General features: G+C 65.3%; 5 protein-coding genes. 4 read left to right on the forward strand and 1 reads right to left on the reverse strand.

All coding sequences use genetic code 11. The features are described from left to right. Positions 1–1054: 1054 nt before the first annotated feature. From BS75_RS13020 to drmB, 4 genes are read left to right on the forward strand one after another with little or no spacing between them, the layout of a single operon-like run. Positions 1055–5749, forward strand: coding sequence for a sacsin N-terminal ATP-binding-like domain-containing protein (locus BS75_RS13020; protein WP_042440192.1), 4695 nt, complete (start codon positions 1055–1057; stop codon positions 5747–5749). Beyond that, entirely contained in the window at positions 5734–7656 is a 1923-nt protein-coding gene (locus BS75_RS13025) for an ATP-dependent helicase (protein WP_034088335.1), read from the forward strand. The genes BS75_RS13020 and BS75_RS13025 overlap by 16 nt, the downstream gene beginning before the upstream one ends. Then, positions 7653–10922, forward strand: coding sequence for a helicase-related protein (locus BS75_RS13030; protein ID WP_034088336.1), 3270 nt, complete (start codon positions 7653–7655; stop codon positions 10920–10922). The genes BS75_RS13025 and BS75_RS13030 overlap by 4 nt, the downstream gene beginning before the upstream one ends. A gap of 1 nt (position 10923) precedes the next feature. Beyond that, positions 10924–12774: a DrmB family protein gene (drmB, locus tag BS75_RS13035; protein ID WP_081982287.1), complete on the forward strand. Its 1851-nt coding sequence runs from the start codon at positions 10924–10926 to the stop codon at positions 12772–12774. A 303-nt stretch (positions 12775–13077) separates the two neighbouring features. Here the strand turns inward: drmB and BS75_RS13040 are convergent, their stop codons facing one another. Then, a complete protein-coding gene (locus BS75_RS13040; protein ID WP_231607758.1) occupies positions 13078–14265 on the reverse strand; it encodes a NaeI family type II restriction endonuclease in 1188 nt (395 codons plus the stop codon). Between the last annotated feature and the right edge of the window lie 47 nt (positions 14266–14312).

Genomic DNA, 14312 nt, shown 5'->3' on the forward strand with positions numbered 1-14312 from the left:
CGATGGATCCGTGCCCTCTACTTCACTCCCCCGCGCCTCGTTCCGACGGAACGCCATCCTGCGTCGGACGCCCGGCGGGCCTGTCGGTTGCGGTACTCGCGGGCCTCATCGAGTTGCTGCTTCAACACTCGGTCGCCCACCTGGCGAAGTCTCTCCTCCTTGGCCAGAGCCGCCAACCGTCGATCTGTGCGACGCTGTTGCACAGCGGTACTCCTCCCTCTTGCAGTGTTGTGGGGGGATGAGGTTGGGCCGCGGGGATGTCCTCGTTCTGGTTTGCACGCCGAGTGACGTAGGACATCCCCACGCCTTCGCCGGGGGGTCGTGGGCGCAAGTCGAGGGGACTGCGGCAAACACTCTGGATTTTTCCCTTCGTTAGCGCTGTTGCCTGACTCTGCCCAGTGAAGCTCGGTGAGCTCGGTCGAAGAGCGCCATCAAAGGCGCTCCGAGCGTGCAGAGATGACGGCCACGGCTACTTGGCTCGGCTGCGCCCAGCGGAGATGAGCTGCGATCGCAGAAATTGTTCGACAGCCCTGCTGTTGAATCCTCCATATTTAGACGAGCCCTCCGTCATATTCTCCGGCACGCCCCTCTTGATATGCAAGACACGGCCAATTTATTGGCATGATCAAGAGGTGGTGTGTTATGGGCCCGTCAGATGATTCGAAAAGCGGCGCCGGGCGACCCGGAACCCGGGAACCGGCAAAAGCTCACTGGTGCTGATAATACAGGGCGAGGGCGACTCAACGGGCATATCGGACTGGTGGGCACAAGGCTGGCAATTGGTTCGGAGCGGGAGTCCAGTGAAACTTTGGTCGGGTTCGTGCCCAGTTAGCTGATTCTCGTTGCCCGCCAGTCGGATAGCTGGCTATGGTTGATTCCTCTTGGGACTGCTTGCTCGGGCGGTAAAACCAGAGGGCAGTGGCCCTTCCATGCCTTCGCTCTCATGTTCGCATCGGGTTGAGTGGGCCTCTGGGATGACGTTCCCGAGAGTCCCTGCATCCTGCGTTTCCAGTACTCGTCGCGATGACGATCCTTTGTCGAGAGGTGCTCGATCTTGTTGGTCCCCGAGCTGCACGAGAACGATGTACTTGCTGTTGTCGAAGATCTCTCGCGTCGAGTACTTGACGTCTATCGTGCCGACCCGGGCCACGTGCAGGAGCATGCGAACAACGAGCGGCGCATCACCCAAGGTGGCTACGGCGAACGCCAGTTGTACGAGTTGGTGCAGAACGGGGCGGACGAGAACTTCGACTGCCGTCCGCCGGGCGAATCAAAGATCCACGTGGTGCTGACCGAATCCAGGCTCTACTGCGCCAACACCGGCGAGCCGATGACCCCGGATGGGGCCGATACCATCCTCAGGATGGCTGTCTCCCGAAAGCGCTCCGGAAAGATCGGTCGGTTCGGGGTGGGCGTGAAGTCAGTCCTCAGTGTTTCGGACACGCCACGCTTCTATAGTCGCACCGGCTCGTTCGGTTTTGACAAGGAATGGTCGTCGCGAAGAATCCGAGAGACAGTCCCGGGGCTGCCCTACACCGATCCAACGCCCGTCCTGAGGATGGCGCAGCCTCTTGAACTGGAGGATGCCTGCCTCCGGGACACGCTTCTCGGCACTTTGATGCAGTGGGCCTCGACGACAGTCGTCCTTCCTCTCAAACCGGGAACCCAGGAGCGGCTCGGAGAGGATCTGCGCGATTTTCCCGCGCACTTCATGCTTTTCTCGCCGCATGTGGATCGCCTTGTTCTTGAGGACGCCCGCTCGGGCTCTCCCTACAGCAGGGAGCTTGCCCAGCAGATCTCCGGCAGGAGATCTGAACTCATTGTGACCTCGGACGGGAAGCCTCACGGGCAGGAAGTGTGGAAGGTCTTCCGTGTTGACCACCCACCGTCTCCCCAGGCCGCAGACGCCGCAGGGGAGCTCCACGGCCGCTCCAGCGTCCCAATCTCCTGGGCGGTCCCGGACAAAGGGAACCCTGCCCGGGGCAAGCGGGGAAATTTCTGGGCCTACTTTCCGACCAATTACAGTACGACACTCACCGGAATTCTGAATGCCCCGTGGCGCACCCCGGAAGACAGGCAGAATCTCACACGAAGCATCTTCAACGAGGAGTTGATGGAGAGGGCGGCGGAACTTGTTGTAGATTCGATTCCAGAATTGATGGAGCAGGAGGATCCGGGATCCTACCTTGCACTTCTGACCGCGCGCGGACGTGAAGCGCCCCAATGGGGGGACGACATGTTGAGCGCCCGGGTATTGGCCGTCGCGGCCGGCAGACCGTCCCTGCCGGACCAGGACGGAATGCTGCGGTTGCCGGCCCACCTGCTGCTCCATCCACAGGACCTCGACCCGAGCTGGCTGAAGGAGTGGGCAGAGCATCCCGGACGGCCCCGCAACTGGTGCCACCACAGCGTCGAGTCCCGAGAACGTCGATCCCGAGCCAGGGAGATCCTGGACCGAGCCGAAACCTCGGTGGCCACGTTGAGTGCGTGGCTGGAGGCTCTGACGGAGGACCGGTCGATCGAAGGCGCCAAGGCCGCGCTGAAGATCGCTGCCGCGATTGTGGACAAGGGAACTGCGGCCCAGGCCACCGAGGCCCGGCGCGCGCGCATCCTGCTTACCGAACGCGGAAACCTCAGGTCTGCGGCCGAAGGAGCTGTCTACCGTGGGCAGGGCGGCAGCCGGCTGCCCTCCGAACCCACGCTCTACCTGCACCCACTTATCGCCGAGGACCCTGACCTACTTAAGGCGCTGCAACTACTCAACATTCAGGAGGCGAACCCGGTCGGCCGGCTCACGGCGGCGGCAATAGCGGGATTTACCCGCTACAGGAGCGGTGACTGGGAAGACTTCTGGAAGCTCGCGAGAGTGGTGGAAACGGGAGAGGCTGCCGAGGTACTCAAGTCGAATCTGGGCGACCCCTCGGGTGAACTGCGCGTGCGCACAGCTGCTGGAATCTTTCGTCCGGTTCGGGAGACCCTGTTGGCCGGGCCGGTCGTTCCGGCGCGCGAGGAGCGTGACCGTTCCGTGCTCATCGACCCGGTCTTCCATGCCGGCGACGTGCAGCTTTTGCGTGCCCTGGGTGCCATCGACCGTCCCCTTGCCGCTCTTGCAGCTCAAGGGAGCAAATCTTTCGACGATTATAGGCAGGTCCAGTACAACCGGTACCTTGCCGCACTGCCGCCGCATGCGACCCGGCCTCGGCAGTCGTCGGTCGCTCTTGCTGGGGCACTGCCGCCGGGTCCGCTGGAACTGCTGCGCGAGCTTTCACCCGAGGGACGGGCTGCATTCGCTCGGGAACTGCCCGAAAATGGAGACAGCTCGGAGTGGTGCTGCTACAGGACAAACGGTGCCCATCTGCGCCTGTGGGTCGAGTCACCGCTGGTGTGGATGCTGAGCGAGTACGGCACCCTGACAACGTCGATGGGGCTTCTCGACCCCAAGGATTGCGTCAGTCCGGAGCTCGACATCAAGGGGGAGTTCCTGCCCAGGGCAGACATACCCGTTCAGTACGCCCGGGCTCTCAAGCTGCCTGCTCACCTCAAGGATGTCCCGCAGAAGCTGTGGCGAGAACTCATCAAGCGCACCGAGAGGACCCAGGACGCGGCCTTCGCAGGTGCCGCATACACCTTCGTGCTGCGATCAGCACCCGCAGGGATCCTCGACTCCGCAGCCTACCGCTTCCGGTGCAACGACGCCGGGCAGACAGCCCTGGCGGTCGATATCGCCGTCACTCACGAGCCCGATCAGTACAAGGTCCTCCTTCATGAGCGTGTTCCGGCTCTGCTCGTGCCCACCGAGGACGATGCTCAGTATCTGGTCGACCGTCATCGCTTCCGTTCACCATCGGACCTGCTGGTCGAAGAGATCCATGGAGTACCGCTGGAGACGCCGGTCCCGCTCACCGACCTCTTCCCGCGCCTGCGTCAGGTGCTGCCACGTGGAAGTGCGTGGAAGCTCGTGCATTGCTCGAGCCTGGTCAGGATCGTGCGGAATCCCGAGGGCCGGCGCGAGGAGCCGCTGTCCGAGGCACTTGACGGATACACCGTCCTCCTGGCCGACGAGCAGGACGAAGAGCCGACCCTGCGGACCGTGGATCGGTTGCTCGGACTGCGTCTGGGGGAGGCAGGCTGCCGAGCACTGCTGGAGCAACAGGCCAAGGACCGCGAGAGCGAGAAATTCCTGAAGGTGCGACAGGAGTCTGACCTTGCAGGAAAGCTGCTGCTTGCTCTCGGGGAGAGCAGGCTCATGTCGGAGCTTCCTCCCGGGCTCGCACTGGCTGATGCCACGATCGACGGTGTCACCACGGACGGGCGGCGCGCAGCTCAGCTGCTCATGGCGGCCCACGGGGATGACGTTCTGCGGGTCCTGGCCTCGGCCCTGGCTGATGCGGGTTTTGATGTCCCACACTGGTGGACAGGTGGCGCAACAGCACAACGATTCGTCAACCACTACGGCTTCCCAGCCTCCTGGGCGGGGGACCCGGAGTCGCCGAGTTCGCCTGCCCCCTACGAGACCGTCCCTGGACCGAGGCGTCCAATCGCGCTGCACGAGTACCAGGTCGAACTAGTGAACCGGATGTACGCCCACCTCACCCAGGATGAGGAGCGGCGGGCAATGCTTCAGATCCCGACCGGTTCGGGGAAAACGAGGATCGCTGTCGAAGCAGCGGTGCGGGCGATACGGAACGGTGTTCTGAAGGGGCCGGTCCTGTGGATCGCGCAGAGCCAAGAACTGGCCGAGCAGGCCATCGAGACCTGGGCTTACGTATGGCAGACGGAGGGCGACGACCGACCGCTGCGCATCACACGCATGTGGGGGGGGATCCCCAGCGCGGTGCCGGTGCCGGACGGTCCTCAGGTGGTAGTAGCCATCGACGACACCGCAGTGAAGCGGCTGCCCCAGGAAAACTACGCCTGGCTGCGCGAGTGCTCCCTGGTCCTGATCGACGAGGCTCACTTCGCGGTACCTGCGACCTATACGAGCATCCTGAGCTACTTGGGCATCGACCAGCACCGGACGTCCCGGCACCTCATCGGCCTGACGGCCACGGCGTTCCGTGGCGAGAACGAGAAGGAGACCCGGACCCTCGCCTCCCGTTTCGGGCACAAGCGTCTCGACCACGGCGCATTTGCCGGGGACGATGCCTATGGCCACCTGCAGTCGCTGAAGGTGCTTGCCAAGGTCGAGCACGAGGAACTTCTCGGCGGTTCCTACGTCCTGTCATCCCAGCAGGTGCTCGAGATGCAGCGCAATCATGCGATGGCGCTGCCGCCCGCAGCTCTGCATGATCTTGCGAAGGACGTCGGGCGTACCCGCAGGATCGTGGACCGGATCGAGCAGCTGCCGGAGGACTGGCCTGTCCTGGTGTTCGCCACTTCGGTCGAGCACGCCCAGGTGCTTGCCGGACTGCTCCAGGTCCGGGGTGTCACCGCAGCCTCTATCGACGGTCAGACCCCGCCGAACTCACGGCGCCGTCGCATCGCCGCCTTCAAGCAGGAACGCATCCGTGTCCTCACCAATTTCAAGGTGCTGACCCAGGGGTTCGATGCGCCCGCAGTGCGGGCAGTGGTGGTGGCTCGGCCGACGTTCAGCCCGAACACCTACATCCAGATGGTCGGACGCGGGCTGCGTGGTGAGCTCAACGGCGGAAAGGATTCCTGCTTGATTCTGGATGTCGCCGACAACATCGAGAACTTCGGTCGCGAGCTCGCCTACACCCGGATGGAGCACCTGTGGCACAGAGGATGACCGTATCGGCCCCTGAGCCCACCAAGGCCCAGCAGCTTGTCGTCAAGGCACCGCAGGAGACGAAGACACTGGTCACCGCCGGTGCCGGGGCCGGAAAGACCTTCACCCTGGTCCGCAGGATAGAGCATCTCGTTCTTGGCGGACTGCGGGCGTCCGAGCTTCTCGTGCTGACCTTCTCCCGTGCTGCTACTGCGGAGCTCCGGGAGCGGCTGCGAGCGGCAGGCGAGGCCACGGCGCACGTGCGAGTCTCCACCTTCGATGCCTGGGCGTTGCAGATCCTTCGGGAATCTGCCAGCGATGAGGCGTGGGCTGGCAGAACCTTCGAGGAGCGGATCACCGCGGCGGTCGTTCGCCTGGCAGATCCCGGCAGCGCCCCCGAATCGCTGGAGGACGTCCTGCATGTTGTCATCGACGAGGTACAGGACCTGGTCGGTGCACGCCGGGAGTTGGTGCAGACGTTCCTTGACGCCTACGAATGCGGATTCACAGTCGTGGGGGACCTCGCTCAAGCTGTGTACGGATTCCAGGTCGCCGACCCCGAGGCGCGGGGAACGGAAGCCGGAAGATTCATGTCCTGGCTGCGCGAGCACTTCGAGGGCGAGCTCGTGGAGTTCACGCTGGACCGGAACTTCCGAGCCGAGACCGAAGAGGCGGCGTGCGCGCTGAAGCACGCAACCCAGGTACGGCAAGCATCCACGGCTGCAGAAGGTCGTGCCGCTCTGGAGGTCCTGCAGCTGGAACTGGCCGAGCGCTTGGAGTTCGGCGATCTGTCGGTGCCCTACGTCGCCCGTGCGCTGGGCAGCGACCTCGGGAGCACGGCCATCCTTTGCAAGACCAACGGACAGGCCATGCTGATCTCTCGTTGGCTCGCAGACCTGGATCTTTCGCACCGAGTCCGACGAGGCGCCGACGAGCGGAATGCGCCGGCCTGGGTCGCCGGCGTGGTGCGAGGATTCGGCAGCGCCCCGGTCGTGACGAAGCGGGACTTCCTGTCTGCATGGAGGGAGTCGCAATCCTCACAGACACGTGAGTCCGGCGATCGTGCATGGGACCAACTGTGGCGTGCAGCCGGGGGCGGCACCGGGGGCAGCGTGGTGCTGGAACGCCTGCGTACGGCCGTGGCGCAGGGCAGTGTCGCTGACGACCTTGACGCTCAGGATCCTTCGCCCCTGGTCGTATCGACGTTCCACCGTGCCAAGGGACTCGAGTTCGACCGGGTCCTGATCGTTGAGCCGGGGCCGCCGACGGAGCGGCCGGGCCAGCGGGAAGCGGCCCTGGGGGACGAAGCGCGGGCGCTCTACGTCGCCATGACCCGGGCCCGCCAGGAACTGTACCGGCTGGCCCCTCCCGACGCGTTCCGGACCCGCACTCGCGGGTTTGCTCTGGTGCGGAAGGTCGACGGCACCGATCGGTGGGGGCGGTACGGCTACCAGAAGTACCAACGCCTGGGACTGTCCGCCATCGCCGGAGATGTCCACCATCCGCACCCCGCGGGCATTCAGCAGATCGACTGTGATCCGGTCAAGATCCAGAAGTACCTGGCCGAGCGGGTTACCCCGGGGGACGCGGTGGAATGGTCGCGCGCCGACGGGGTGGCGTGCGACCACGACCAGCGACTCTCGCCCGGATACGCCCTCCGCCACGAGGACAGGGAGATCGGAATCGCATCGGAAAAGTTCCGCCGCGACCTGTACCGGTTCATGAAGCGGAATCCGAAAGACAAGCCCACACACTGGCCGCGCACGGTCGGGGAACTGCGCATCGACGTCGTGGAGACAGTAGCCGGCGAGGGCTCCGCCGCATCCCTTGCGGGCCTCGGACCGCACGGTCTATGGCTCGCTCCCCGACCGTTCGGCCTGAGCCGGTTCACGTACGACCCCACGGAGACGCAGGAGAAGGACGCATGACCGACCCCCACTCTCAGCACGAACGCTTCAGGGCCGCGCTCGTGAGCCAACTGTGCACCGAACTGCTCGGCCCGCACGGCCCCAGCCGTGACCAGGTGGAGACACTGACGGACTGGCCGGTCAGCACCTACACCACCGGCGTGCTCTTCCCCCGCACCCGCCGCGAAGCCGCCGCAGAGAACGACGAAGACCTCCTGGCTGCGGACCACGACGACGCCGACACCACCACAGCCGTCGACGAGACCCCCGACCCCGGTATCCCCCCCACTCGGTCGACCCGCCCCTCCACCACCGGCATAACCTTTGCGGTCGACCCGGCGCGCAGCAGGCAGATCGAGATCCGGACGCAGGCCGCGATGTACGATCCCGTCGACGCCCAAGGCCTCCCCAAGGTGCCGGAGCGCGCCGAACAGCGCAGCACCGAGCAGCCGGACCTCCGATGGCGCCGCCGCACGCTTCCCCTCCCGGTCACGTCCGTAGACGTGATGGCGAAGGCAGGTACGGTCAGCGACATTCCGCTGACAGATGGGCTCTACCTGCACCTACGGGTACGAAATCCCGACGACAGCGGTGTTCTGGCCGTCACGGCCATGCTGGTGAACGGCTTCAGCGTCGATCCGAGCGACCTCAAGGACCCGAAGTGTTTCTTTCAGGTCGGCCTGGAGATCACAGTGCCCGACGGCAGTGGAGCTTTGGTCGAGCGCCCCTCCATCCGACGGGCGGACGACGAGACGCTCCTGACCCGATTGCTGTACCGTCACGCCCCCACCTTCGCGGTCGGCCACGGTTGTGCCGCCGCCTGGACCTGGACCCCCGAGCCGGTCGGTTCCGCCGGCCGTTACGACGAGCCCGTCGGGGTGTCCCAGCTTTGCACCGAGCACATCCCTGCTACTGAGGTCCTGCTCGCCGACTCCAACCCGAACATCCCCATTGCCGACCTCGGCATGCAGTACCTGTCAGAGGCCCCGACCGCCGGGCTCGTTCATGTCCTACGGGAGTTCGTCGCCGGCTACGAGCGGTGGATCGTCGCCCGAGGAGCGGACGCAGACTTGCTTCGCGGGGGAATCCACGGCGATGACCGAACCATGGCACTCGCACACGACCAGCTGAAGCGCTGTCGGGAAGCCGGTCGTCGCATGGCTTCAGGAATCGAGCTCCTCGAACGCGACCCGCACGCGCTCACCGCATTCCGCCTGGCCAACCGAGTCATGGCGCTGCAGCGCGGCCGCGGCCAGTGGATCCGAAAGGCCCGACTAGGCAACCCGGAACCCGAGGGCACCTGGCGACCGTTCCAGCTCGGGTTCATACTCCTCTGCCTCAACAGCATCGTCGACGACAACCACCCCGAGCGAGAGATTGCCGACCTGCTCTGGTTCCCGACGGGTGGCGGAAAGACCGAGGCATATCTCGGCCTGATCGCGTTCACCACTTTCCACCGCCGACTGCGCCTGGGGACCGCCGGTGGGGGCGTCACAGTCCTCATGCGCTACACACTGCGGCTGCTGACCCTGCAGCAGTTCGAGCGCGCAGCGCTGCTCATCTGCGCGATGGAACGCGTTCGCGCGGAACAACCCGAACGCCTCGGAGACGAACCCGTCTCCATCGGCATGTGGGTGGGTAAGGCCGCCACCCCGAACAAGTTGTCGGAGGCGGCGAAGTCCCTGCGCAAGTTGGCCAGGGGCGAGACGCTCAAGGAGCAGAACCCCGTCCAGCTCCGTCACTGCCCTTGGTGTGGAACTCCGCTTCTCGTCCGCGACCATGAGGTCAACGAGCAGGACGGGTACATGGCCATCCGGTGCAGCAACGGCAGCTGCGATTTCTCCCACGGCCTCCCCGTGCACGTGGTGGACCACGAGCTCTACCGTGTGCGCCCCACCCTTGTGATCGCCACCGCGGACAAGTTCGCGCGCATCGCCTGGCGCGAGGACACCGCCGCACTGTTCAACCGCGACACGAAGCGGCTCCACCAAAAAACCCCACCCCCCGAGCTCGTCATCCAGGATGAACTCCATCTGATCTCAGGTCCCCTGGGCACTCTCGCCGGACTCTACGAGGCCGCTGTCGACATCGCCTGCGCCCGACCGAAGATCATCGCTTCGACCGCCACCATCCGCCGCGCCCAAGAACAGGGGCAGGCCCTGTTCGACCGTGCGGTCGTGCAGTTCCCGCCGGCCGGAATCGATGCCCGGGACTCCTGGTTCGCCGTCGAGGTATCCCCCGGGTTCCCCGTCGAGGCATCCCACGAGCGCAAGCCGTCACGCCTGTATGTCGGCCTCCTCGCCCCTGGCCTCTCCCAAGCCACACTGCTGATCCGTGCGTACGCCTCGCTGCTCCATCATGCGAAGCACCTCAAGGGCCCCGAGGAGGTGCGTGACGCCTACTGGACGCTGATCGGATACTTCAACAGCCTCCGGCTTCTGGGCGCTGCCGAGCTCCAGGTCCACACGGACGTCAACGAACGACTGCGAACCCTGGCCGGGCGGACCGAAGCGGAAGCTCGAGAGGTACTCCCCGTCGAGATCACCAGCCGCGTTCCTTCGAGCGCGCTTCCCGACCTGCTCGGCGCCCTCGGCCTGTCCCTGGGGACAACCGGTGTTCTGGACGTTCCGTTGGCGACCAACATTATCTCCGTCGGCGTCGACTTCGACCGACTCGGCCTGATGGTCGTCACCGGGCAACCGCAGACCACCGCCGAGTACATCCAGGCCACCAGCCGTGTCGGCCGTGCCCACCCGGGGCTGGTCGTCACCCTCTACAACGCTGTCCGGTCCCGCGACCTGTCCCACTACGAGGGATTCACCGGCTACCACAGCGCTCTCTACCGGCAGGTCGAGTCCACCAGCGTCACCCCGTTCTCCCCCCGCGCACGCGACAAGGCCCTGCACGCCACGTTCATCGGCTTGCTCCGCCTTCTGCACCCACAGACTCGCGAAAACCACCATGCGCGCCACCTGGCATCGTTCGGCCCGTCCATCGACTCTGTCCGCGAGGACCTGGTGAAGCGCGTCCGGCAGATCTCCCCGGCTGAGGCCGACCACGTGGACGCCGAAATCCGTTCCTTCGTCGGTCGCTGGCGTCGGCTCGTCGAGAGCAACCCCGACGGCCTCGTCTACGAGGCGCCCTACCTGTTCACGAACAACCCCCAACGTCGTTCGGACACAGCGCTCCTGTGCACCCACCAGGACCGCGACCTAACCGAGGGCCGCCCCACGCTGTGGAGCCTGCGCGACGTCGACGTCGAGTCCCACCTTTACCTGGAGAGGTGACATGCCCCGCAGATCCCCCGCCGACGCAAGTGCCACGAACGGCGAAGAGAATCGCAAACTACCGGCCGTCGGCTCAGTCCGCCGTGCCCAACAGATCACCACCTACGGAGTCGGCGGCCTGATGGCGATAGCCGACCAGTCCTACATCATCCGTGGCCTGGACAGCTGGGACGTTCCCAAGGAGCCCACACTCCACGACGTCCGTCTGGAGCCGCGACTCAACGTCGACGGCTTCCACCGACCCCCGGCGACCCGGGTCGCCAACGGATACGGCGTCCACGTCCGCCGCTTTCCCAAGACCTACTCCTGCTCCAAGTGCAATGCACTGGGCGAATTCGCCGACCTCGCCAAGAGCTGGACCGACAACCGGTGCACCCGCTGCGAGGTCCCGCTTGCGCCTTCCCGATTCATGATGGCTTGCGAGGACGGGCATCTCGACGAATTCCCCTACTGGGACTGGATCCATGCCGACCCGGAGAATCTCCGGGCTCCGAGCAACTGTTCACGAAGGACGGCCGTACTGGCGCTCACCACCGACGGGCGCACCGCCAGTCTCCGAAGCATCGTCATCACATGCAGTTGCGGACTGCACGCCTCCATGGAGGGAGCCTTCGGCCGCCTCGCATTGCGAACCCTCAAAATCCCCTGCCGCGGCTACCGCCCATGGATTCGGGGCGACCGAGCCACGCAGTGCACGAAGGTGCCACAGACTCTCCAGCGTGGTTCGTCCGCCGCCTGGTTCCCCGAGCTCAGATCAGCGCTCTCGATCCCGCCCTGGCACACCGAACTCATGGGGCAGGTCCAGGTGCGCCGACGACACTTGGTCGGCAAGTCGGCCGAGCGTATCGAGGACTTCGCCCAGGACGAAGGCTGGCTGGACCCTGGACGCTACACCGCCGAGCAGGTCCTCCGGACTGTGCGAGCGCTCGAACTGGCGACGGCCGTAGAACCTGACGACGAGGACCAGGAAACCTTCGCTTTCGAAGCCTCCAGCACGCTGCGGCAGGAGGAGTACGAGCAACTTCGCAAGACCACGGAGGACCTCCCAGAGAACGAGCACTTTGTCTGCGAGCCTCCCAGCGACGACGCCGACCCGATCCCTGGCATCGACGAGGTGATGCAGGTCAAGCGTCTGCGTGAGGTCCGCGCCCTGACCGGGTTCACACGCATTCGGCCCTCACAGGGCTCCAAGGCCGATCGGGCCCGGATCGCCGCCCTCAGCAGCAGCCCTGAGACCCGCTGGCTGCCCGCGATCGATGTGGTCGGCGAAGGTGTGTTCCTCACCCTCGACCCGCATCGTCTTGAGGCGTGGGAGGCAGAGGTTAACGGCACTTCAGGGCGCGTCACCAGGCTGCGTGCCGCGCACGAAGCAGTGCTGGCCTGGCGCGGCTGGGAGGACCCGAGCTCGCCGCTGACCGCACGCTTCGTGCTCCTGCACACGCTGGCTCACGCATTGATCAACGAATGGAGCCTGGACTGCGGCTACCCCGCCGCCTCACTCCGGGAGCGCCTCTACGTCAACGACCACATGGCCGGTGTCCTCCTGTACACGGCGACCAGCGACTCCGCAGGCAGCCTGGGAGGCATCGTTGCCCAGGGAGAGCGGAGCAGACTCGAACGATCGCTTGCGCAGGCCCTCGACCGCGCGGCCTGGTGCTCCTCCGACCCCCTCTGCATGGAAGCAGATTCGAACGGCGCCGACGGACTCAACCTGGCAGCCTGTCACACCTGCATCCTCCTACCGGAGACAAGCTGCGAGCTGAACAACACCTTCCTCGACCGAGCCCACCTCGTCGGCACGCCGGACGGCAGCTTCCCGGGCTACTTCCCCCAGCCCGGAGCCGGCGGATGACCGGGCAGGTGGAACGTCGGGCCCAATCACCAGGGCGTCTCGTATGGGCTCGGCTTTTGCGTGAGGCGCTCGACCTCCAACAGCGCTGGGCAGCCAGCAGCACCCCCTCGATGGATGAGAGGGGGTGGCTGATCCGCAAGGAGCTGCCTGCTCAGCTCAAGTCCGCCCTCCCTGCCCTCAGCTTGCCTCTGTCGGTGATCTTGATGTTCCCGGTGTGCGAGCATGATCGACGGGCATGGCGAATTCGTTGATGGTGCCCTCCACTCCGGAGTGGACCGCGTAGCGCATGGCCCGACTACCCAATCAGTCCACTGGCCCATCGATCTCTCGGTCGTCAGGAAGGTCGGGCGCAGGATGCTCCGGCTCGTTCCCATGAGCGCGCGCCCAGAACTGGCCGTCCAGTGAGAACTTCGGTCGCGGATCGTCAGGTGAGACAGGAACGAGGCGGGTGGAGATCCACTCGCCCTTGATCGGTACCGGCAGTTCGAGCGCACGGGCGGCGTGTGGGTGCGCCCCTTGGTGGCCCAGTACGACGATGCCCTGCGGGCGCAGATGCTTCCGTGCGTCGCGGGCACGCTTCGGCGAGTCGTCCTGCTGGCCGACGGTCAACACCGCCTGCCGGCCCACGATCCGGTCCTGCACCTCGCGGAATAGCTGGTTCAATCGCTGCTGGCCCGACGAGCGTCGGCGCGGCAGCGATGCAGTGAGAATCCGCTCGCGTGCTTCGGCAGCCAGGTGGCGGAGCAGGTTCGTGGGCAGATCTGCTTGGAGGCCACCCCAGAGCCAGTACACCTCAGACTTGGCGCCGGCAGAGAGCTTGCGCTTGTTGTCTCGGTTGTATGCACGGACGCGGCCGCTGTTTGCATCCAGCTCGTTCTTCCAACGCAGGCGCTCATCAGTGATCCGCACGATGCCTGCGGACCACTGACTCGTGTCGTCGTCCATCCAGGTCACAACTGCAGCATGGTTGGCACGACCGCCCCGCTCACCGTGCTCAGCGCACAGATACATCTCCATCGGGATCTCCCAGCCACCGAGATCCTTGGAGAACTTGCAGTCGATGTCGAGGCCGGCGATGGACCAGTCGAGGTCTGCGCCGTTGGCGATGTCGAACTCCCTGGTGAGGTTCACCTCGACGGCCGTGCCGAGATACGTCTTCTCGGTCTTCGTCAGGTGCTGGTACGCCCAGCGCCCCGTCCGCTGACCATCGAGCAACTCGTCGAGGGAATCACGCAGCGCCCATCGGAAGCGCTCTCGCGCCTCCGGCTGGTTGTTGAACCACTCCACGAACGGGGCAAGGTCATCGGGGACCTGCTGGGTAAGATCAGACGGAATCCGCCACTCGCGCGGAATCTTGCTCATGGCCTCGCGCGGGGGATCCCAGGTGCGGAACGTATTGCGGCGCGAGTGAAGCGCCGCCAACGCTCGCGACTCCTGCATTCCAACTTGAGCAGCATCCTGCGGGAACGGCGAACCTTCTTGAATCGTCACGCGCTGCAGTCTGGCAGCAGGCACCGACAGTCTGACTGCCTGAGGGT

The sequence above is a fragment of the Streptacidiphilus albus JL83 genome (genome assembly GCF_000744705.1).
Lineage (GTDB): Bacteria > Actinomycetota > Actinomycetes > Streptomycetales > Streptomycetaceae > Streptacidiphilus > Streptacidiphilus albus.